This is a genomic window from Pseudonocardia oceani (assembly GCF_019263585.2).
In the GTDB taxonomy this organism is placed as follows: Bacteria; Actinomycetota; Actinomycetes; order Mycobacteriales; family Pseudonocardiaceae; genus Pseudonocardia; species Pseudonocardia oceani.
This window is the reverse complement of the sequence record NZ_JADQDF010000001.1, coordinates 3,322,572-3,343,796: the sequence shown is the minus strand read 5'-3', so window position 1 is coordinate 3,343,796 and position 21,225 is coordinate 3,322,572. Positions and strand designations below refer to the sequence as shown.

20 protein-coding genes and 1 tRNA gene are annotated in these 21,225 nt (G+C 73.1%); 9 read left to right on the top strand and 12 right to left on the bottom strand.

Going from position 1 to position 21,225, the window contains the following annotated elements; translation table 11 throughout:
- Positions 1-20 precede the first annotated feature (20 nt).
- The 8 genes from I4I82_RS16780 to I4I82_RS16745 all read right to left on the bottom strand — a co-directional run bounded on the left by I4I82_RS16780 (position 21) and on the right by I4I82_RS16745 (position 8,480).
- Positions 21-1,013, bottom strand: a complete 993-nt coding sequence (locus I4I82_RS16780) for an LLM class flavin-dependent oxidoreductase (protein WP_218590363.1) — start codon at positions 1,011-1,013, stop codon at positions 21-23.
- Positions 1,013-2,134: a branched-chain amino acid ABC transporter permease gene (locus I4I82_RS16775; RefSeq protein WP_218590362.1), complete on the bottom strand. Its 1,122-nt coding sequence runs from the start codon at positions 2,132-2,134 to the stop codon at positions 1,013-1,015. The genes I4I82_RS16780 and I4I82_RS16775 overlap by 1 nt, the downstream gene beginning before the upstream one ends.
- Entirely contained in the window at positions 2,131-3,012 is an 882-nt protein-coding gene (locus I4I82_RS16770; RefSeq protein ID WP_218590361.1) for a branched-chain amino acid ABC transporter permease, read from the bottom strand. The genes I4I82_RS16775 and I4I82_RS16770 overlap by 4 nt, the downstream gene beginning before the upstream one ends.
- Positions 3,009-3,746 (bottom strand): ABC transporter ATP-binding protein, encoded by a 738-nt coding sequence (locus I4I82_RS16765; RefSeq protein ID WP_225920613.1) that lies wholly within the window; start codon positions 3,744-3,746, stop codon positions 3,009-3,011. The genes I4I82_RS16770 and I4I82_RS16765 overlap by 4 nt, the downstream gene beginning before the upstream one ends.
- Positions 3,739-4,521: an ABC transporter ATP-binding protein gene (locus tag I4I82_RS16760; RefSeq protein ID WP_218590375.1), complete on the bottom strand. Its 783-nt coding sequence runs from the start codon at positions 4,519-4,521 to the stop codon at positions 3,739-3,741. Before I4I82_RS16760 ends, I4I82_RS16765 begins: the two co-directional genes overlap by 8 nt.
- Positions 4,521-5,726, bottom strand: a complete 1,206-nt coding sequence (locus tag I4I82_RS16755) for an ABC transporter substrate-binding protein (RefSeq protein ID WP_218595850.1) — start codon at positions 5,724-5,726, stop codon at positions 4,521-4,523. Before I4I82_RS16755 ends, I4I82_RS16760 begins: the two co-directional genes overlap by 1 nt.
- Positions 5,727-5,839: 113 nt before the next feature.
- On the bottom strand, positions 5,840-7,405 hold the full coding sequence (locus I4I82_RS16750; protein ID WP_218590359.1) for a hydantoinase/oxoprolinase N-terminal domain-containing protein: 1,566 nt from the start codon (positions 7,403-7,405) through the stop codon (positions 5,840-5,842).
- Positions 7,389-8,480, bottom strand: a complete 1,092-nt coding sequence (locus I4I82_RS16745; protein ID WP_218590358.1) for an S-methyl thiohydantoin desulfurase family protein — start codon at positions 8,478-8,480, stop codon at positions 7,389-7,391. Before I4I82_RS16745 ends, I4I82_RS16750 begins: the two co-directional genes overlap by 17 nt.
- 151 nt (positions 8,481-8,631) lie before the next feature.
- Here I4I82_RS16745 and I4I82_RS16740 point away from each other — a divergent pair, with 151 nt between their 5' ends.
- On the top strand, positions 8,632-10,137 hold the full coding sequence (locus tag I4I82_RS16740; protein ID WP_218590357.1) for a PucR family transcriptional regulator: 1,506 nt from the start codon (positions 8,632-8,634) through the stop codon (positions 10,135-10,137).
- A gap of 719 nt (positions 10,138-10,856) precedes the next feature.
- Here I4I82_RS16740 and I4I82_RS16735 read toward each other — a convergent pair.
- Positions 10,857-10,928 (bottom strand) — tRNA-Thr (locus tag I4I82_RS16735).
- Entirely contained in the window at positions 10,908-11,396 is a 489-nt protein-coding gene (locus tag I4I82_RS16730) for a MarR family winged helix-turn-helix transcriptional regulator (RefSeq protein ID WP_218595849.1), read from the bottom strand. Before I4I82_RS16730 ends, I4I82_RS16735 begins: the two co-directional genes overlap by 21 nt.
- Positions 11,397-11,438: 42 nt before the next feature.
- On the opposite strand from I4I82_RS16730, the gene I4I82_RS16725 reads away from it, so the two are divergent.
- The 4 genes from I4I82_RS16725 (at position 11,439) to otsB (ending at position 16,289) form a co-directional block, all read left to right on the top strand.
- Positions 11,439-12,644, top strand: a complete 1,206-nt coding sequence (locus I4I82_RS16725) for a multidrug effflux MFS transporter (protein ID WP_218591743.1) — start codon at positions 11,439-11,441, stop codon at positions 12,642-12,644.
- 61 nt (positions 12,645-12,705) lie between these two features.
- Positions 12,706-14,118, top strand: a complete 1,413-nt coding sequence (locus I4I82_RS16720; protein WP_218591744.1) for a threonine/serine exporter family protein — start codon at positions 12,706-12,708, stop codon at positions 14,116-14,118.
- A 39-nt stretch (positions 14,119-14,157) separates the two neighbouring features.
- The gene (locus I4I82_RS16715; protein ID WP_218591745.1) at positions 14,158-15,549 is read left to right on the top strand and encodes an alpha,alpha-trehalose-phosphate synthase (UDP-forming); all 1,392 of its coding nucleotides are present in this window, start codon (positions 14,158-14,160) and stop codon (positions 15,547-15,549) included.
- Positions 15,546-16,289 (top strand): trehalose-phosphatase, encoded by a 744-nt coding sequence (gene otsB, locus I4I82_RS16710; protein ID WP_218591746.1) that lies wholly within the window; start codon positions 15,546-15,548, stop codon positions 16,287-16,289. Before I4I82_RS16715 ends, otsB begins: the two co-directional genes overlap by 4 nt.
- A gap of 15 nt (positions 16,290-16,304) precedes the next feature.
- Here otsB and I4I82_RS16705 read toward each other — a convergent pair whose 3' ends face one another.
- Complete coding sequence (locus tag I4I82_RS16705) at positions 16,305-16,709, bottom strand: DUF3291 domain-containing protein (protein ID WP_218591747.1); 405 nt, start codon at positions 16,707-16,709, stop codon at positions 16,305-16,307.
- Between the two features lie 40 nt (positions 16,710-16,749).
- Here I4I82_RS16705 and I4I82_RS16700 point away from each other — a divergent pair, with 40 nt between their 5' ends.
- A complete protein-coding gene (locus tag I4I82_RS16700) occupies positions 16,750-17,322 on the top strand; it encodes a TetR/AcrR family transcriptional regulator (RefSeq protein ID WP_218591755.1) in 573 nt (190 codons plus the stop codon).
- A gap of 25 nt (positions 17,323-17,347) precedes the next feature.
- Here I4I82_RS16700 and I4I82_RS16695 read toward each other — a convergent pair whose 3' ends face one another.
- The gene (locus I4I82_RS16695; RefSeq protein WP_218591748.1) at positions 17,348-18,451 is read right to left on the bottom strand and encodes a LacI family DNA-binding transcriptional regulator; all 1,104 of its coding nucleotides are present in this window, start codon (positions 18,449-18,451) and stop codon (positions 17,348-17,350) included.
- Positions 18,452-18,563: 112 nt separating this feature from the next.
- Here I4I82_RS16695 and I4I82_RS16690 point away from each other — a divergent pair, with 112 nt between their 5' ends.
- Genes I4I82_RS16690 through I4I82_RS16680 form a run of 3 tightly spaced genes read left to right on the top strand, consistent with a single transcriptional unit; the run spans position 18,564 to position 21,225 of the window.
- Positions 18,564-19,541, top strand: a complete 978-nt coding sequence (locus I4I82_RS16690; protein WP_218591749.1) for a metal ABC transporter solute-binding protein, Zn/Mn family — start codon at positions 18,564-18,566, stop codon at positions 19,539-19,541.
- Complete coding sequence (locus I4I82_RS16685) at positions 19,541-20,383, top strand: metal ABC transporter ATP-binding protein (RefSeq protein ID WP_218591750.1); 843 nt, start codon at positions 19,541-19,543, stop codon at positions 20,381-20,383. The genes I4I82_RS16690 and I4I82_RS16685 overlap by 1 nt, the downstream gene beginning before the upstream one ends.
- Positions 20,383-21,225, top strand: a complete 843-nt coding sequence (locus I4I82_RS16680; protein WP_218591751.1) for a metal ABC transporter permease — start codon at positions 20,383-20,385, stop codon at positions 21,223-21,225. The genes I4I82_RS16685 and I4I82_RS16680 overlap by 1 nt, the downstream gene beginning before the upstream one ends.

Here is a 21,225-nt window from a genome sequence, read left to right as displayed (position 1 = left end):
GGTGGGCCTCTCGCTCGGGTCTAGAGGTGGGGCAGGACATCGACGGCGGTCAGCTCGAGGATCGCGTCGTTGGCCTCGGCCGGGAACGGGGCCAGGACCACGGAGGTGGCGCCGGCATCGAGGAACGACCGGATCTTGCCCACGCACTCCTTGGGCGTCCCGGCGATGGTGAAGGTGTCCACCCACTCCTCGGGCAGGGCGGCGGCGATCCCCGCGAGGTCGCCCGACGCGAGGATCTCGGCGAGCCGCTCGTTGATGCCGTACACGCCGGTCATCGGGGTCGGGCCGACCGCCTGTAGGTAGAAGGCGAGGGCCTCCCGGGCCGCGGCGCGGGCCACGTCGCCGTCGAGGTCCGCACGGTAGATCGCGAAGGTGGGGATGCGGTGGGCGGCGGCGTCGCGGCCGGCCTTCGCGGCCCCGGCGGCGATGTGCATCCTGGCGAACTCCAGGTACTTCGGAGCGGCGATGACGGACAGGACCGTGCCGTCGGCGACCTCCCCCGCCAGCTCGAGGGACTTCGGCCCGATCACCCCGGCGTAGAGCTGCACACCCGCCGGATTGGGATGGACGAGCGAGACCTGGTCGAAGACGAACGGCCCGTCGTCGACGGTCAGGGTCTCCCCGGCGAGCAGCGCGCGGGTCGTCTCGATCACTGCGCGCAGCGACCGCATCGGGGACTTCGGGTACAGCCCCATCTGCTTCGTCCAGAAGGGCACGCCGTGCCCGATGCCGGTGATCAGCCGCCCGGGGTAGGCCAACGTGAGGGTGGAGACCTCCATGGCCGTGACGGCGGGGTGCCGCACCACCGCGGACAGGATGCCGATCCCGACCGGGATCTCACGCGTGCCCTGCAGGGCCATGGCGGCGGTCGTCGGGCCGCCGAGGAAGAAGTAGTCCTCGCTGAGCCACAGCTCGCCGAAACCGGCGTCCTCGATGTTCCTGCATACGCCGACGATCTTGTCGGGCGGAGTGGTGCCGTGCACCAGCACGCCCACGGGGGAACGGTCGGTCATCATGAGTCCTCTCGACGGGGTTCAGGGCCGGCCCCGGCGACGGCTCCCGCCAGGGCACTCTCTTCGGACGCGTCGGGGATGACGGTCGGGGGACGGTGTCTCTCGCCACGGCGCCGGGGCAGCCGCAACTCGCGGCCACCGGTGAGGCCGCCCGGGCGGCGCAGCAGCATCACGACCAGGACGACGCCGAGCACGACGTCGGCGAGACCGGGACGCGACGGCACGGGCAGCCCGAGCAGCGACCCGCCCTCGGCGCGGCGCAGCACCTCCGCCAGAACCGACACCGCGACGCTGCCGGCCACAGCCCCGGTGAGCGAGCCGGCACCGCCGAGCACCAGCATGGTGATGATCAGGAACGTGTAGTCGAGGTAGAACACGTCGGGGTTGATCGAGCCGAGCTGCAGGGCGAACAGCGCGCCGCCGATCCCGGTGAGGAACGCGCTGAGCACGAACGCCACCCCGCGCTGCACGGGCACCGATACCCCCGACGCGGCCGCGGCGATCTCGTCGGACTTGGACGCCCGCAGACGGATCCCGTAGGACGAGCGCTGGTACGTCCAGGCGATCAGCAGCGCGACCAGCACCCAGGCCAAGGCCACGGGCATGGTCGTGCTCGTCGGTATCGACGAAAGGCCCTTCTGCCCGCGCGTCACCGACTGCCACTGCGCGGCGACGGCGGAGATGGCTATGAGCAGCGAGACCGTCGCGAGCCCGGCGGAGAGCCCGCCGATCCGGGACAGCGGCACCGCCACCACCAGGGCCACGACCGCGGCGGCCAGCCCACCCACGACGACCGCGACGAACGGGCCCGAGTGCAGGTCCCTGACGAGCGCAGGGGCATCGGGCAGCAGCTGGCCCTTGAGCCGCGCGGGCAGCGCGAGCAGACCGGCGACGTAGCCGCCGATCAGGGCGAAGCTCATGTGACCGAACGACCACACCCCGGAGTTACCGACGAACACGTACAGCCCGACGACCAGGACGACGTTGACGAGCCCGCCCACCGCGAGCCGCTCCAGCGACGGCGGCCCGGTGGTGGCGAGCGACGCCGCCACCACGACCCCCGCGAACAGCACAGCCGGGACGCCGAGAGCGCCGCCGGCCCGACGCAGGAGGCCGTTCACACCCGCACCCCCTGACCGGAGCCGACGATTCCCTGCGGCCGGACGACCAGCAGGCAGAACACCGCCGCGAACAGCACGGCGTCCCGGAACGGAGTGAGGCCCACCGGGAGCACCTCCTGCAGGAGCTGGCTGGCCGCGCCGAGCACGAACCCGCCGACGACGGCGCCGCGCAAGCTGGACAGCCCGCCCACGACCGCCGCGATGAGCCCGAACAGCACGGCGTTGAAGCCGAAGGTCGGGGTGACCGAGCCGTTGGCGCCCAACAGGAGCACCGCCGCAGCGGCGGCCAGCACGCCGCTGATCGCAAAAGCCAGGCTGATCACGCGGTCGGCCGCCACGCCCAGCAACCGGGCGGTGGCGAAGTCCTCGGCCGCGGCCCGCATACGCAGGCCCGCCGGGGTGCGGGTGAGGAAGACTCCCAGTCCGCCGATGAGCACGACGACGACCGCCACCGTGATCACGTTGATCTTGGGCAGGTAGATCTGCCCGAAGGTCCAGCTCTCCCGGAAGACGGGAGCGAGATCGGTCGAGCGGGGCAGCCCGCCGAACATGCTCTCCGCGAGGCTGGCCAGCAACATGCTCACCGCGAACGAGGTGACGAGCATCGTCTCCGGAGCGGCCGAGCGCACCCCACGGAAGGCGACCAGCTCCAGCAGCATCGCGAGCGCGACGCATGCCACGACGGTGAGCAGCAGCCGCACCAGGAGCGGCAACGAGGCGGTGAACACCAGGGTGTACCCGCCCGCCATGATCAGGCTGGAGTGCGCGAAGTTGACCAGGCGCAGGATGCCGAACACCATCGCGACACCGAGGGCGTAGAGGGCATAGAGCCCGCCGAGGTTCAACGCGTTGACCAGCGCCTGCACGACCGTCGTCACGAAGCCACCCCCGCCCCGCCGAGGTAGTCCGCCGCCATCGCGGCGCCGCCACCCAGTTCGTCGGCGGTGCCGCTGCGCACGATCCGGCCGGTCCGCAGGACCGACGTGCGGTCGGCCATCTCGACCGCGCGGGTCGCGTTCTGCTCGACCAGCACGATCGTCAGTCCCTCCCGGCGCAGCTGCGCCACGGTCTCGAACACCAGGTCGACCAGCCGTGGGGCCAGGCCCAGTGACGGCTCGTCGAGCAGCAGCAGGCGGGGCCGCGACATCAGCGCCCGCGCTATGGCGAGCTGCTGCTGCTCACCGCCGGAGAGCAGTCCGGCCTGCTGCGAGTAGCGCTCGCGCAGGATCGGGAACCGCTCGAGCTCGCGCTCGAGGTCCGCGGCGACCTCGGCGGCGTTGCGCCGGATCGTCGCACCGAGCGCGAGGTTCTCCGCCACGGTCAACGAGGCGAAGATGTTGCGGCCCTCGGGCACCAGCGCGACGCCATGCCGGACGACCCGCTCGGGGGGCAGCCCGGACACCACCGCGCCGGCCACCGTGACCGTGCCCGCCGCCGGGCGGACGAGCCCACTGACGGCGGCGAGCGCGGAGGACTTGCCGGCGCCGTTCGGGCCGACGAGCGACACCAGCTCGCCCTCGGCGACGTCGAGGTCAACGCCGTGCAGCGCGGTCACCGACCCATAACGGACGGTCAGACCCCGAACGGAGAGCAGGGCGACGGGGTCAGCCATGTGCCAACGCCTTCCCGGCCGCAGCGCTGCCCAGGTAGGCCTCGATCACGGCCGGATCGGCCCGGACCTGCGCCGGGTCGCCCGTGGCGATGGTGCGGCCGTGGTCGATGACGTGCAGCCTGTCGCACAACCGCATGATCAGCCGCATGTCGTGCTCGATCACCACCAGCCCGCACCCGTACTGGTCCGGGACCGCCCGCAGCCGGGCGAGGAGCTCGTCGCTCTCCTCCTCGTCGAGTCCGGCAGCCGGCTCGTCGAGCACGACGTAGCGCGGATCGCCGACCAGCGCCCGGGCGATCCCGAGCCGGCGCTCCAGCCCGTAGGGCAGCGCCGTGGCCTCGGATCCGGCGATCGCCATCAGGTCGAACCGCTCCAGCAGCCCGGCCGTCGAGCGGCGCGCGGCCGCGCGGCTCAGGCCCACCCCGAGCGCGGCGGCCTCGAGGTTCTCCGCCACCGTCATCCCGGCGAACAGCCGGACGTTCTGGAAGGTCCGGCGGACGCCGATCCTGCTCAGCCGCTGCGGCGACCACCCCGTCACGTCCCGGCCGTCGACGACGACGGCGCCGGCGTGCCGCTGGAAGCCGGTGAGGACGTTCGTCAGGGTCGTCTTGCCTGCACCGTTCGGGCCGATCAGGCCCAGGATCTCCCCGGGGCGCACGGCCAGGTCGATGTCCTCGCAGGCGGTCAGCCCGGCGAACCGGACCGTCACCCCGGATGTCCGGAGCTCCCGCTCGGGCTGCTGCTCCCGCTTGCCCGTTCCCACCGGGGCGGCCATCAGCAGGGAGCCTGACCCATGAGGGACTGCACGGTGCGCTCGCCGATCACCTTCGGTACGCCGTCGGTGTACGTCTTGAGCAGCATCGGACGGCTCGACGGGATGTGGCAGTCAGTGGTGAAGGTCGTCGGCCCCAGCAGCAGGTCCTCGTTCGTGAACTTGTCCAGCTCGGCCTTGACGGCCTCGGTGTCGGTGCTGCCGGCCCGCTCCACCGCGCGCGCGATCGCCTGGACGAACGAGTACCCCTCGAGCGGGTAGTTCGCGCTGGCGGCCGGCTCGCCGGTCCGCTGCTGCAGGCGGGTGAAGAACTCGTTGCGCGCGGGGACCGGGTCGTCACCGGACAGACCGCCTGCGGCGGGGATGGTGAAGTCCGAGAGCCCCGGGACAGCGTCGGTCCAGTAGGTGCCGTCGTACGCGGCCGAGCCGAGCAGCGGCTGGGACAGGCCCGCGGCGCGGAGCTGACGCAGCAGGGTGGCGCCACCGGGCGGGTAGCTGGCCACGAGAATGACGTCGGGGTTCGCCCGCTGCGCGGCCGCGATCTGGGCGGCGGCGGACTCGTCGCCGTTCTGGTAGGTCTCCTCGCCCACCAGCGTCCCGCCGAGGTCCAGCCAGCGCTGCTCGAAGAAGTCCCCGACGACCTGGGAGTACTCCAGTCCCTGGTCGGTGATCACGAACGGCCGGGTGTAGCCCTTCTCCTTCGCGTACTCGGCGAGCAGCGCCCCCTCCGTTCGGGAGCCGGGGTAGAAGTTGTAGGTCAGCGGGCCCACCCCGTCCACGCCGTAGAGCGGGCCGCCCGCACAGCCCAGCGCGATCCTCCCCGCGTCGTTGGCGACCCGGGCGGCAGGTCCGCCGATGTCGAAGTCACAGGAGGTCACTACGAACTCCGCGCCCTGGTCGAGCACGTCCTGGGCCGCGGTCTGGATCTTCGATACGTCGGACTCGTTGTTGGTGGTGATCATCTCGAGCTGCCGGCCGAGGACGCCGCCCTGGGCGTTGATGTCCGCCACGGCCAGCTCCATCCCCTGCTGCACTGGGATGTCGAAGACGGACATGAAACCGGTGGTCCCGGCCGTGTGGCCGATGACGATGGGCCCGGACGAGCCGGAGTCGGCCGCACCGGAGCCTCCTCCGGAGGAACAGCCCGCGGCGAGAGCGGCGAGGACGGTGAGGGGAGCGATCACGCGCCGGGCGCGGATGTGTCGCATCGGATGGGGCTCCGTTTCGGGGAAGTGCACTCCGTCGTGCGGGGTTTTGAGAGGTCCTTCCTGGCCGTGCTGGTCCTGCGGCGTGGTCCGCCCGGGTGGGCGCGCCACGCGGTTCACATCCGGCTGAGCGGCCCGGCGGCCTTCACCCGGATCCGGACCACAGGTTCGGTGAGGTAGGCCATCGGGACCTCCTCGACCTCGACGATCTCGAGTGCGTTCGGGTCGGCGCCGGCACTGATCGCCTCGTCCTGCGCGGCTGCGCAGGCGAGGTCCAGCACCTCCTGGCGGTCGCGGCCCGCGAGCTTGAACACCTTGTCGACCTGGCCGGAGACCGACGCGATGGCCGCTCCGATGGCGTTGGCGACGTCGTAGTTCTCCGGTCGCAGGATCGTCGCGACGCCCGGCAGCTCCGGCGGGAGGATCACGCTCCCGCCGCCGACCGCGACCAGCGGGACGGGTCCGCGCGCGGTCTTGATCTGATCGGTGGCCACGAACACGAGCTCGTCGGCCAGGCGCAGGGCCGCCGCCAGCACGTCCTCACGTCCGGCGACGGCGGTGGCGTCCCCCATGGTCGCGCGGCCGGCGGCGACGGCCGCATCGGACAGGGTCGGGGTGGCGCCACCGAAGACCAGCGCCTCGTCGCGGAGGCGATAACCGACGCTCTCCGGGCCGACCCGGACGTCGTCGGCGGTCCCGGTGATCCGTGTGCCGCCCCCGACGGCGATGGCCACCAGGTCGGGCATCCGGAAGTTGGTGCGTACGCCGCCGATGTCGGTCGGGGTGCTCGACTCCCGCGGGAACCCGTTGAGCAGCATGCCGACGTCGCTGGAGGTGCCGCCGACGTCGACCACCACGGCGTCGCTGACATCGGCGAGGTGGCAGGCCCCGCGCATGCTGTTCGCCGGGCCGCTGCCGATCGTCAGCACCGGGAAGCGCCGCACGTAGTCCAGGCCCATCAGCGTTCCGTCGTTCTGCGTGAGGAAGGCGACGGCGTCGATCCCGTTCTGCGCCAGGGCCGCCGTGAGCCCGTCCACCACCTTGTGCGCGACGCCGACGAGCGCGGCGTTGAGGATGCAGGCGTTCTCCCGCTCAAGCAGGCCGAGCGCGCCGATCCCCTGCGACAGGCTGACCGGGATGACCCCACCGAGTACCTCGCGGACGACCTGCTCCGCCTCGAGCTCGTGGTCGCCGGAGACCGGGGAGAACACCGCCGAGATCGCCACCGACTCCGCGCGGTCACCGACCTTCTCGAGGAAGCGGGCCACCTCGTCGCGGCCGAACGGCACCAGCGGCTCGCCGGTGACCTCGCTGCCGCCCTGGACGACCGCCTCCCCCGCGGACACCACCTTCCGCAGGTCCTCGGGCCAGTCCGAGAAGGGCGGGATCGAGACGGTGGCGGGCGCCCCGATCCGGATCACGGCGACCTTGAGCAGGTCCCGGCGTTCCAGGATCGCGTTGGTGGCGTGCGTGGTGCCGAGCATGACGTGCGTGATCCGCTCGACGGGCTGATCGATCTGGCCGAGCACAGCTTCCAGGGCGCTGGTGATGCCGCTGGTGAGGTCGGGCGTCGTCGGGGTCTTGTGCTTGGCGAGCAGACGGTTCTCGGCGTCGAGGACGACGGCGTCGGTGTTGGTACCTCCGACGTCGATGCCGATCCTGAGATCAACCGACCCGGGCATGGCGGTCCTCCACAGGGACGTAGTCGAGGTCGTAGCCGAAGGCGCGGGGGCCGACCACGGACAGGCCGCGCTCGCTGCGCCACTGCTCGGGCGCGCGGAACACCCCGACGACCACGCGCTGGCCGTAGCGGATGTGTTCGGTGACGATGCCGTGCGCGGAGTGCCGGTCGAGCAGCGTGATGATGTCCGGGACGGTGGCCAGCGCTTCGCCGTCCTCCATCGCGACGAGGTTCTCGTTCTGGAACTCGATGCGCACCAGGCGCCCCGCGTCGTGCTCGACGCCCTCGATCACCGCCGATCCGCGGACGAAGCCGCCGGCTGTGCGCCGGTCGACGTCGACGACCTTCCCCTTCAGCAACGGGTAGAGGTCAACCTCGGCGTCGAGCGCTCGGAAGGGGTCGTCGGCCGCCGTCCGGATGGTGCGGCCGATCGTCACCGCGCGCGACACCGTGCCGCGGATGAGCGGGATGGCCGCGGTACGGGCGTCCATCGGGTAGAGGCCGGCGCAGGCGCATCCGCCAAGGGTGGAGACGGCGTTGCGGGCCAGCCTCTCCAGCCACACGTTGTCGCGCGGCTCGAAGGTGATGACCTGGGAGCGTTCGTCGACGACGACGGCCGGCCAGGAAGGAATGTCATGGAGGTGCGGGGTGCACATCTGCAGCTCGGGAAAGGCGCGACCCATCAGGTCGCCGTCCACCAGCGGCAGGCCGGCGTGCGCGGCCCAGGCGACCGGCAGGACCCCGTTGATCCCACCCATCTCTAGCGGCATCAGCGCGGCGACCGGGCGGTTCATCCGGGCCTCGAACGCGGCCCTGATGACGTCGCCCTCGTTGCCGTTCGGGATCTTCTCGACCATGACCGTCGGGGCCCCGATCATCCCGGCCGGCACGACCAGGGCGTCCGGTGCGAGCGAGTCGAGGTCGATCAGCGGCACCTCGCCGGTCCGGCGCACGGCGTTGAGCGCCATCAGCAGGCCGATCCGCGGGTCGCCGCCACCACCGCCCGCCAGCACCGTGCAGCCGACGGACAGGTCCACCAGGTCCTGTTCGCCGAGCTTCGAAGGGTCGTTCGTCATGTCAGGAAAGCTAGGCGGCGGTGTACCGCCCTTCTATGGGCGGATCGCTGAAGTTCCCCCCGTGGTTGTGCAGCCCGACGAAGTGTGACGGCCCGGCGTCCAGCACGTTTCTTGTGCACTTGCGCCCTCCGGGGCGGCGCATACTGCCCGAGTGAGCACGCTCGAGTCGATAATCGACCTGCTGACCCACCGGCACCCGGGAGCAGTCGAGGTCTTGGTGGGCGGAACCGACAGGTCGGTCGAGGACATTCGTCTCGTCGAGCAGGTCGACCAGGTCGACGACGCCCCGACGAACGCCCTGGTCGTCCTCGAGCGAGGCCTGGCCGCGCTGACCGCCGACTACCGGTTCGACATCGTCGTGCGGCGCGCCGCCGCCCGCGAGGTGGCCGCCCTGGTGGTCGTGCTCCCCGCCGACGTGCGGGTGTCGCTCACCGCGCTCGCACTGGCCCGGCGCGCCGCGATCTGCGTCATCCGGCTCGCCCCGGAGGTCGACCTCACGGCCGCGGTGGGGACGATCGTCCGTCAGGCCACCGACCAGCTCAGCGTGACCGTCGACCGCGCCCGCGCCGTCTCCGAGGCGATCGACGGCCGGGCGTTCGGCGACGTCGACACGCTGCTCGACCACGTCGGCCTGCTGCTCGGGCGCACCATCGGCCTCGGGCCGCGCCCCGAGGACGACGATGTCCTCGCCGTCCCGGCGGGAGCCGCCGACAGCTGGTTGCGGACGACGCGTCCGGACGACGCGGACGCCGGCGCACTGCTCGAGATGGTGCTGTGGCGCATCGCCGCCGAGACGACCCGGCTGTCCGCCGATCGGGCGCGGGCCGAGCAGGTCTCCCGCCGATCCGCCGGCGAGGTGCTCGTGCAGCTGGTCGCCGCGGACCGCCCCGCCCGCGCTGCCATCGCGCCCTCGGCACGACGCCTCGGCATCCCGATCGACGGCTGGCACGTCATGACCCGGATCGAGCCGGACAACCTGCTCGAGGTCGCCGGCGACGACGTCGTTGCCTACGAGATCCGCGACGATCTCGCTGCACTCGCGCTGCAGGCGGCCGCGAGCATGCCCGGGACCTGGCACGTCGGACCCGACCCTGCCGCGGTACTGCTGATGTGGACCGGCTCCGACGCACCGTGCCAGGAGACCCACGCCCGCCTCCGTCGCCAGCTCGACTTCGTGATCAGGGCGATGACTGGGAGAGTTCGCGGTCTACGGCTGTTCTGCGGGACGGGGTCGGCGCGGCCCGGCGTCGCAGGTCTGGCGAGCAGCGCAACGGAGGCGCGACTCGCGGTGTCCTCGGCTCGGTTCCGGCGACGCAGCAACACGCCGGTGTACTTCGACGCGGTGGGCATGCGAGCGACCCTGCTGGAGTGGTACGGCTCGCCCACGGTCCAGCAATCCATCGACCAGCTCTTCGCCCCGGTCGCCGACCTCGCTCCGGCGAAGCGCCAGGCGATGATCGACACGCTCTGCACGTACCTCGATTTTCAGGGTTCCGCCGCCCGGGCCGCGGAAGTGCTGCACCTGCACCGCAACGCCGTCCGCTACCGGGTACAGCGGGCCTTCGAACTTCTCGGCATCGAGGAGGACGACGCCGATCAGCGTCTGTTCCTGCACCTGGCGTGCCGAGCCCAACGGCTGGGCGAGGTCAGCGTCTAGCCCTGACCTCTCGCCGGCAACAGGGCCAACCAGGACACCACAGCCGGACCGGCGAACGTGCCGGCAGTTCCCGACGTGCTTCCGTCGCGAACGGCGCATCCGGACCTTCGAGATCCTCGGTCCAGCGACGACCGGCGTCGGCGGGGTTGCTGACGACCGAGCCGGACGCCGGCACCCGCGCCTTCGGGGTTCCCACCACGTTCGACACCACGTCGACACGCACGAACCGATCGGTGGTCGCGGCAGGGCTCGAACCTGCGACCGCTCGGGTGCGAAGCGAGCCGACGATGTACACCACCGCCCCGACTGTCGACGGCATGGCAGGTTGAGCTTCCCCCGGCAGTTCGTGGTGCTTGTTACCTTGGGGGTACGGCCCGGTCCTCGACGTCCAGCCCGCCGTCTGCCCATTCGGACCGGACGGGCGGCGTCGCCGTCCCCCGCCAACGGGGAGCCCGGCCGACCAAGCTAAAGGTTCAGGCCACCAAAGCTGCCATGGCGAGTGAGCCGCGTTGTTCAGCGAGCCCGATCACGCTGCCCTGCAGGGGAGTCTCGAGGGATGGCCATCTCAGGCATCACCACCTCGGCCGGCCATGCATCACTCGCTGCAACTTCAAGACAGCAACGACGGTGGCACCGAGCGACTGAGCAACCACCACAAGGTCCCCATGGCGATCACGCTAAAGATCTTGTTCGGCTGATGCGCCCAGGTTGGGGCGTTGAGCCGGAGGAGGGGATCGAACCCTCGGCCTACCGCTTACAAGGCGGTTGCTCTACCACTGAGCTACACCGGCCGGTCCCGCGATCCTAGTGCGTGCGGGCGGGGTCCGCGGTGACGGCCCGCGCCAGTCGCTCCAGCGCCGGGGCGGCGGCGCGCAGGACGGTGGTGTCGTCGGGGGCAGGTCGCGGAGGAGGTCGGCGAGCAGGCCGGCCCAGGCGTCGTCGAGCAGGCGGCGGTGGCGGACGGCGGCGGGGCTGGGGTGGAGCAGGGTGCGGCGCTGGTCGTCGGGGTCGGTGGTGCGGTCGACGAGGCCACGGGCGACGAGGCCCCGGACGGCGGTGCTGACGTTGCTGGTCTGCAGGCGCAGGGCGCGGGCGATCTCCGAGACCGACGAGCCCGGCCGGGAGCCGATCTGGGCGAGGACCTCGGACTCCGACGGCGGCAGCACGTCGAGCCCGACCTGCGCGACGCCGCGGCGGTGCAGGGACCGGGACAGGACGTGCACGGCGGCCGCGATGGAGCGGAGGTGGTCGTCGGTCACAGTCCGCAGACTACCGCCCCATTTATATCTAAAATCATAATCATGTCTCGTGCCGAACGCGCCCCGCTCGCGGTCTGGATCACCGTCCTCGCCCTGCTGACCTCGATCGCGCCGCTGGCCACGGACATGTACCTGCCCGCCCTCCCCCGCGTCGTCGACGACCTCGGCACGACGGCCTCGGGGGTGCAGCTGACCCTCACCGCGTTCCTCGTCGGCCTCGCGCTCGGCCAGCTCGTCATCGGCCCGCTCTCCGACGCGCGGGGGCGGCGGCCGCTGCTGCTGGTCGGCGCCGTGGTGTGCGCACTGGCGGGCGTCGCCGTGGCGCTGTCGCCCGGCATCGGGTTCATGGTCGCCGCGCGGTTCGTCCAGGGCTTCGCGGGAGCGGCCGGGATCGTGCTGGCGCGCGCGGTGATCGTCGACCGCACCACCGGGCGCCGCACCGCCCAGCTGTTCACGCTGATGATGGCCATCAACGGGATCGCGCCGGTGGTCGCGCCGCTCGTCGGCAGCGGGCTGGTCGACGTCATCGGCTGGCGCGGCATCTTCGTGGTGCTGGCCGGGCTCGCCGTGCTGATGGTGGTCGGCGTGCTGGCCGCGGTGCCGGAGACGCTGCCGGTCGAGCGGCGCCGCACGGGCGGCCTGCGCCGCACCGTCACCGACGTCGGCGCCGTCCTGCGCCGCGCCCCCTACGTGAGCTGGACGCTGGTGCTCGCACTGTCGTTCAGCACGATGTTCGCCTACATCTCCGGGTCGTCGTTCGTGCTGCAGGACCTCCTGGGCCTGTCGACGGCCGGGTACGCCGCCGCGTTCGCCGCCAACGCCGGCGGCCTCGTCCTGACCTCGGTGCTGAGCGCGCGCTGGGACGTCGAGCCGCGCCGCAAGGCGACGATCGGTGTCGCGATCCTCGTCACCGCTGCGACCGCGCTGCTCGTCGTCACGCTGCTCGGGTCGCCGACGTGGCCGGTGCTGGGGCTGCTGTTCGTCGCCGTGTCGAGCCTCGGCCTGGTGATGGGCAACGCGACGGCACTGGCGACGAACCACGTCCGCGACGTCGCCGGCACCGGCTCCGCGCTGCTCGGCGCACTGCAGTTCGGGCTGGGCGCCGCGGTGTCGCCGCTCGTCGGGTCGAGCGCGGTCGCGATGGCCGCGGTGATGGTCGGCGCCTCCGCCCTCGCGACGGTCGCACTGCTGGTCGCGCGCCGGGTCACCGTCGACGAACCCGAACCGGTGGTCGCGGCGGCCGCGTGATCGGCCGGACCTACCCTGGGCCCATGCCCCGCAGTACCCGTGCCGTCACGAGCGGCTGACGATGCCCGACCACAACCCGCACTTCGCCCGCCGCATGCGCAGCAAGCTCCGCCGCGAGGCGCACGAGCTGCTCCAGCCCGGTCCGCCGAGCATGCAGCTGCTCTGGCCGATCGGGCCCCAGGTGCCCGACGACGCCCGCGTGCAGGAGGTCCTCGACCTCTGCATGCGCATCGGCGAGGTGCTGATGTCGAGCGGCGAGAGCGTCGACGAGACGACGCACGTGATGCTGCGGATCGCCGCGGCGTGCGGGCTGTCGGCCGTCGACGTCGACATCACCTTCACCTCCATGACCATCTGCTGCCACCGCGGTATGGCGGCGGCGCCGGTGACGTCGATGCGGCTCGTGCAGTACCGCTCGCTCGACCTCACGCGACTGCTCGCCGTCGGCCGCGTGATCGACCGCGTCGAGGCGGGCGCGATCGACGTGCGCACCGCGGCGACGGAGCTGTCCGAGGCCGTCTCCGCGCGGCACCCGTACCCGCGCTGGGTCGCGACCGTCGGCTGGGCCGGGCTCGCCGCCTCGATCGCGATCCTGCTGGGCGGCGCGCTGATCACCGGGCTCACCGCGTTCGCCGTCACCGCGGTGATCGACCGGATCGGCCGCGTGCTCAACCGGCGCGGGCTGCCGCAGTTCTTCCAGCAGGTCGTCGGCGGGGCGCTGGCCACCGGCGCGACGGTGACGCTGTTCGGCCTCGGCGCCTTCCCACCGGGCACACGCCCCTCGCTCGTCATCGCCGCGACGATCACCGTGCTGCTGTCGGGGCTGTCGGTGGTCGGCACGGTGCAGGACGCCATCACCGGCTACTACGTGACGGCGGCCGGTCGCGCGGTCGAGATCGCGCTGCTGTCGGCGGGCCTGCTGGTCGGGGTCGTGCTCGGCCTGCGCGTCGGGCTGGAGTTCGCGCCGCCGCTGGAGGTGGCGGGCGAGCTGCCCTCGGGCGCCGGGCGGTTCGGCCTGTCGCTCGCCGCCGCCGCCGCGGCCGCGGCCTCCTTCGCGCTCGCCGGCTACGCGCCGGGCCGCTCCCTGCTCGCCGCCGCCATCGCCGGGACGTCGGGCTGGAGCACCTACGGGCTGATGGTGCAGGTCCTCGGCATCGGGCCGGTGCCCGCCACCGGCATCGCCGCGGTCGTCGTCGGGCTCGCCGCGGGGCTGTTCCGCCGCGGCGGCGGGGTGCCGCCGCTCGTGATCACGCTCGCCGGCATCACCCCGCTGCTGCCCGGGTTCAGCGCCTACCGCGGCTTCTACCAGCTCGCCGTCGAGGGCGTCGCCGACGGCCTGGTCACCATCACCCTCGCGCTCGGCATCGGCCTCGCGCTCGCCGCGGGCGTGGCCTTCGGCGACTTCCTGACCGGCCCGCGGCGGCCGAGCGGACCGGCCGTCTCGGACCCCGCACCGGAGGGCTCCCCCGCGTAGGCTCACGCCCGTCGAAACCCCGTACGGCGAGGAGAGTCAGTGGCCCAGCAGAGCGCCGAGTTCGTGGTGGTGGCCAACCGGCTCCCCGTCGACCTGGAGAAGCTCCCGGACGGGACGCAGCGCTGGAAGCGCAGTCCGGGGGGGCTGGTCACGGCGCTGGAGCCGATGCTGCGCAGCCGCGAGGGCGCGTGGGTCGGCTGGCCCGGGCTCGCCGACGCCGACGCCGAGCCGTTCGTCGAGGACGGGCTGACGCTGCACCCGGTCCGGCTGTCGGGCCAGGAGGTCGAGGACTACTACGAGGGCTTCTCCAACGGCACCCTCTGGCCGCTCTACCACGACGTCGTCGCCCCGCCGGCGTTCCACCGGCACTGGTGGCAGGCCTACGTCACCGTCAACAAGCGCTTCGCCCAGGCGGTCGCGGAGGTCGCCGGGCAGGGGGCCACGGTCTGGATCCAGGACTACCAGCTCCAGCTGCTCCCGGCCGAGCTCCGCGCGCTGCGCCCCGACCTGCGGATCGGCTTCTTCCTGCACATCCCGTTCCCGCCAACCGAGCTCTTCCAGCAGCTCCCGTGGCGCAAGGAGATCGTCGAGGGGCTGCTCGGCGCCGACCTCGTCGGCTTCCACACCCCCGGCGGCGTCCGCAACTTCCGCTGGCTCGCCACCCGCTTCACCGACGCCACGCCCGGCGCGCGAAACGAGGTCAACTACGGGGGACGGACGGTCAAGCTCGGCGCCTTCCCGATCTCGATCGACTCCGCGCACCTCGACGAGCTCTCGCGCACCCCCGAGGTGCAGCAGCGCGCCAAGGAGATCCGCAACGACCTGGGCAACCCCGAGCGGGTCATCCTCGGCGTCGACCGCCTCGACTACACCAAGGGCATCGACGTCCGGCTGCGCGCGTTCGAGGAGCTGCTGCTGGAGGACCGGGCCGGCGACACCGTCATGATCCAGCTCGCCACGCCCAGCCGCGAGCGCGTCGAGCACTACCAGACGATGCGCGCCGGCATCGAGCAGTCGGTCGGCCGGATCAACGGCTCGTACGCCCGTGTCGGGCACCCGGTGCTGCACTACCTGCACCAGTCGCTGCCGCGCGACGAGCTCGCCGCGTTCTTCGTCGCCGCCGACGTCATGCTCGTCACGCCTCTGCGCGACGGCATGAACCTCGTCGCCAAGGAGTACGTCGCCTGCCGCGGCGATCTCGGCGGCGTGCTGGTGCTGTCGGAGTTCGCCGGGGCCGCGATCGAGCTCAAGGAGTCGGTGCTGGTCAACCCGCACGACACCGACGGCGTCAAGAACGCACTGCACAGGGCGCTGACGATGCCACCGGAGGAGAGTCGCAAGCGGATGCGCTCGCTGCGTCGCCAGGTGCTCTCCCATGACGTCGACCGCTGGGCCCGATCCTTCCTCGACGCGCTGGGACTCCCCTCATGACCGACCTCGACGCGGCGGTGCGCGAGCTCGCCACCGTCCCGCGGCTGCTCGTCGCGCTCGACTTCGACGGCGTCCTCGCCCCGATCGTCGACGTCCCCTCCGACGCGCGCCCGCTCGCGGAGGCCGCAGCGGCGATCGGCGCGCTGGTCACGCTGCCCGACACGGTCGTCGCGCTGGTCTCGGGCCGCGGGCTCGCGGACCTCGCCGCCACCTCCGGGTTCGGCGCCCCGGTACGGATGGTGGGCAGCCACGGCGGCGAGTTCGACGACGGCGGCGCCGTCCTCGACGACGCGCAGCGCGCGCTGCTCGACGCCCTCGTCGCCGACGTCACCGCGCTCGTCGAGCACGAGCCCGGTGTGAGGATCGAGCACAAGCCGGCCGGGATCGCGGTGCACGTGCGCGGCACCGCGCCCGAGGTCGGCGCCCGCGTGCTGGAGGCGGTGCGCACCGGCCCGGCCGCGCGTCCCGGCGTCGATGCCATCGCGGGCAAGGACGTGCTGGACCTCGCCGTCCTGCAGGTCACCAAGGGCATGGCGATCGATGTGCTGCGCGAGCGCACCGGCGCCGACGCCGTGCTGTTCGCGGGCGACGACGTCACCGACGAGACGGCGTTCGTCCGGCTCGGCGACGGCGACGTCGGCGTCAAGGTCGGCCCCGGCGACACCGCGGCCGGCCACCGCGTCGACGGCCCGCCCGACGTGGCCCGGATCCTCCAGCTCCTGCTGGAGCTTCGCTCCTGATCGGGCCGCTCCCGATCAGGCCGCCGCGCTCAGCCGCGCACGGGCGTCGTCCCAGCTCACGGGCAGGGCGTCGGCGGGCACCGTCCAGAACGTGAACGCCGACTCCTCGGTGGCCTCGCGGTAGCGGGCCATCACGCCGCGGTGCGGCTGCGCGCCGACCATCGCGTCCAGCGACTCACGGTCGCGCCACGCGCTCAGAGTGAGGAACTCCCGGCGCAGCGGGCGCGCGTCCAGCGCGATGCCGAGCGCGCCGTCGGCCCCGCGGACCTGCGCGTGGACGCGCAGCGCGTCGAGGAAGAACGGCAGGACGTGCCGGAAACGCCGGACGCGGAACCGGGAGGCCATGACGAGGACCTCAGCCGCGGGCGGGGGTCCGCCCGCGGAGGGGGACCGGACGGCCGTCCAGGGCAGTGCGGGCATGGCGGGCTCCTCGCGTCTCGACGAACTTGTCACCGTCAAGATGCCCTGTCGCTCGCGTCTTGTCAACGTCAAGATTAGGGTGACGGCCGTGCCCTACCACCACGGCGACCTCCGGCGGACCCTCCTCGACACCGCGCTGGACGCCGTCGCGGAGCACGGTCCGGCCGCACTGAGCCTGCGCGACGTCGCCCGGCGGGCGGGCGTCTCGCACGCGGCGCCGGCGCACCATTTCGGCGACAAGACCGGCCTGCTCACCGCGCTCGCCGCCGAGGGCTGGTCGGGCCTGGCCGACGCGCTGGAGGCGGCCGGGGGGTTCGCCGAGCAGGGCGTCGCCTACGTCGTGTTCGCCACCGGGCACCCCGCACACTTCGCGGTGATGCGCACGCCGGGGCTCGTCCGCACCGACGACCGCGCGCTGGCCGCGGCGGCCGCGCGGGCCGGGGCGGCGCTGGAGGCCGGGGCCGGGGAGGTCGACGACGATCCCACCACGGCCGTCGCCGGCTGGGCGCTCGTGCACGGGCTCGCCAGCCTGCTGCTGGAGGGCTCGCTCACCCCGGAGGAGGGAACCGACGTCGCCGACCTGGCCCGCGCGGTGACCGGGCGGCTGCGCTGACCGCCCTATGTGACCCTGGACGGGGTCACCAGCCGGGGAACCAGCGCTCCGGCGTGCGGGGCTTCGCGCTCGTGGCCGCGACGATCAGCTCGGTGGGCAGCGTGACGGTGCGGGGGCGGTTGCGGTCGCCGCGCTCGAGCAGCAGCTCACCCGCCGCGCGCCCCTTCTCCAGCACGGGCTGGCGCACCGTCGTGAGGCCCGCGCGGTGGGCCTCGGGCACGCCGTCGAACCCGGTGACGGTGAGGTCGTCGGGGACCGACAGCCGGCGCTCGGCGGCGTGGCGCAGTGCACCGAGCGCGAGGATGTCGGACGTGCAGGCGATCGCGGTGATGTCGGGGTGCGCGGTCAGCAGCTCCGCGGCCGCCGACTGGCCCGCGTCGACGCTGTGCGCGAACCGCTCGTGCACGGGCACGCCCGCCCAGTCGATCCCGGCCTCGGCGAGGCCGTCGCGCAGGCCGCCGAGGCGGTTGCGCTGCACCGGGTAGGTGGCGCCGTTCTGCCGGGCCTCGTCGGCGGGGCCGTCGTAGCGGCCGGTGCCCAACCGCATGCACAGCACGCCGATGCGCCGGTGGCCGAGCTGGGTGAGGTGGCGCGCCATGCCGAGCATGGCCGCGCGGTCGTCGACGCCGACGCGGTCGACGCCGTCGACGTTGATCGGCTGGTCGCACACCACGGTGGGAACCGGGCGCTCCAGCACCGCCTTGAAGTGCGGGTCGTCCTCGCGCACGGAGTAGACGACGAACCCGTCGACACCGGCCTGGTGCACCGCGGTGACGTCGGCGAGCTCGGGGCTGACCGGCACCAGCAGCAGCCCGGACCCGGCCCGCTCGCAGGCCAGCGCCAGGCCCTCGAGGAAGCCGGTGGCCGCGGGGTCGCGGAACGCGTAGGACAGGGCCTCGGTCAGCAGCAGGCCGACCGCGCCCGCGCGACGGGTGCGCAGCGAGCGCGCGACCGGGTCGGGCCCCGGGTAGCCGAGCCGCCGCGCCGCCTCCAGGACCCGCGCCCGCAGCGGGGCGGAGAGCTGGTCGGGGCGGTTGTAGGCGTTGGAGACGGTGGTGCGGGACACGCCGAGCTCGGCGGCCAGGGACGCGAGCGTCGCCGGGCGCCGGGCCTCACGAGATCCGCGCATCAGACCAACCGTAACGGTTCAGAACCAGGGTCGGAAGCCCGGCGGTCCCGACGCCGGACCACACGCTAGAGTGAATCGACAACGGTTATCGCTACAAGATGGGAGATCGTCGATGCGTCTGCGCCCGCTGGTCGGGGCCACCACCGCCCTCGCCGCCCTCGCCCTGGCCGGCTGCGGCTCCGGTGGGGCCGGTTCCGGAGGGGCGAGCCCCGCCGCCGATGACGGCATCCTCACCGTCGTGGCCTCGACGAACGTCTACGGCAGCATCGCGCAAGCCGTCGGCGGCGACGCGGTCACGGTGGAGTCCCTCATCGACGACCCGGCCGCCGACCCGCACTCCTACGAGAGCACCCCGGCCGACGCCGCGACCGTCGCCGCGGGCGACATCGTCGTCTACAACGGCGGCGGCTACGACGAGTTCATGCCGCAGCTGCTGGAGAACGCCGGCGGCGAGCCCGTCGTCATCGACGTCGCCGAGCTGTCCGGCCTCGTCCCGGCCGACGCCGGCGAGCCCCACGACGAGGGCGAGGCGCACTCCGAGGAGGAGCACGGCGAGTTCAACGAGCACTTCTGGTACAGCCTGCCGACGGTGCAGGCGCTGGCCCAGCGGCTGGCCCAGGACCTCGGCGCGGCCGACGCGGCGAACGCCGCCACCTACACCGCCAACGCCGAGGCGTTCAGCGCGTCGATCGACGGGCTGATCGAGCGGACCGAGGCCGTCGGCGCGTCCGTGCCGGGCGGGCGCGTCGCCGTCACCGAGCCGGTGCCGGGCTACCTCGTGCAGACGGCCGGACTGATCGACACCACCCCGCCGGAGTTCGCGGAGGCCGTCGAGGAGGACACCGACCCGCCGGCCGCCGTCGTCGCGCAGACGCTCGCGCTGTTCGACGCCACCTCGCAGGACCCGCTGCGCGCGCTGATCCTCAACGCCCAGACCGAGACGCCGACCACCGACCAGGTGCGCGCGGCGGCCGACGCGGCGGGCGTGCCGGTCGTCGAGGTCACCGAGACCCTGCCCGAGGGCACCGACTACCTCGGCTGGATGACCGCTCAGGTCGAATCACTGGCCAGCGCGCTCAACCCCGTCTGATGGTCGCCACACTGGAGCCCGTGCGTGACGTCGCCCCGGCCGTGACCCTCCGAGGGGCGAGCATCCGCTTCGGCGAGCGCACGCTGTGGGACGGGCTCGACCTCGACGTCGTGCCCGGGGAGTTCCTCGCCGTCCTGGGGCCCAACGGCTCGGGCAAGACCACGCTGATGCGGGTGCTGCTCGGACTGCTGCCGCTGACGGCGGGCGAGGTCCGGATCTCCGGTGCGGCCCCGCGCCGCGGCAGCCCGTCGATCGGGTACGTGCCGCAGCAGAAGGCGCTCGACCCCGACCTGCCCCTGCGCGGGCGCGACCTCGTCGGCCTCGGGCTCGACGGCCACCGCCTCGGCATCGGGCTGCGCGGGCGCCGGGAGCGCCGGGCCCGGGTCGACACCGCGCTCGCCTCCGTCGGCGGCACCGCGTACGCCGACGCGCCGGTCGGACGGCTCTCGGGCGGCGAGCAGCAGCGCCTGCGCGTCGCCCAGGCGCTCGTCGGCGACCCCGACGTCCTGCTCTGCGACGAGCCACTGCTCTCGCTCGACCTCGCCCACCAGCGGACGGTCACCGATCTCATCGACGCCCGCCGCCGCGACCACCGCACCGCCGTCCTGTTCGTCACCCACGAGATCAACCCGGTGCTGCCGCTGGTCGACCGCGTGCTCTACCTCGTCGACGGCCGGTTCCGGATCGGCCCGCCGGAGCAGGTCATGACGTCCGCGGTGCTCTCGGAGCTCTACGGCACCGACGTCGACGTGCTGCGCGTGCGCGACCGGCTCGTCGTCGTCGGCGCCGACGGCCGCGACCACTGCCACGAGCCGGTGGCCGTCGCCGGGGAGTCGGCCTGATGGACCGGCTCGTGAGCTTCGAGGGCCTGGGCGAGCTGCTCGGGTTCCCGTTCGTGCAGAACGCGCTGCTCGCGTGCGCGGTGCTCGGGATCGTCGCGGGGGCGCTGGCGCCGCTGATCGTCTCGCGCGGCATGTCCTTCGCCGTCCACGGCACCGCCGAGCTGGCCTTCACCGGCGGCGCGGCGGCGCTGCTGATCGGCGTCGGCGTCGGCGTCGGGGCCGTCGTGGGTGCCGTCGTCGCCGGGCTGGTGTTCGGGATCCTCGGGCTGCGCCAGCGCGAGCGCGACTCGGTGATCGGGGTCGTCCTCGCGTTCGGCCTCGGCCTGGGCGTGCTGCTGCTCGCGCTCTACAGCGGGCGGGCGTCGAACAAGTTCGGGCTGCTCACCGGGTCGATCGTGTCGGTCGACTCCACCAACCTCGTGGTGCTCGCCGGCGTCGCCGTGCTCGTGATCGGCGTGCTCGCGGTGCTCTACCGGCCGCTGCTGTTCGCCAGCACCGATCCCGACGTCGCGCTGGCCCGGGGGGTGCCGGTGCGGGCGCTGTCGCTGGTGTTCGCGGTGCTGATCGGGCTGACGACGGCGCTGGCCGTGCCGATCGTCGGCGCGATCCTGGTGCTGTCGGTGATGATCGCGCCCGGCGCGGCGGCCGCGCGGGTGACGGCCAGCCCGCTGCTCGCGACCGTGCTCGCGGTGCTGTTCGCCGAGGTGGCGCTCGTCGGCGGGGCGGTGCTGTCGCTCGCGCCCGGGCTGCCCGTGTCGGGCTACGTCGCCACGCTGTCGTTCGTGATCTACGTGGGGTGCCGGGTGGTGGCGCGGCTGCGGGGCCGCGCCACCGTGGCGTAG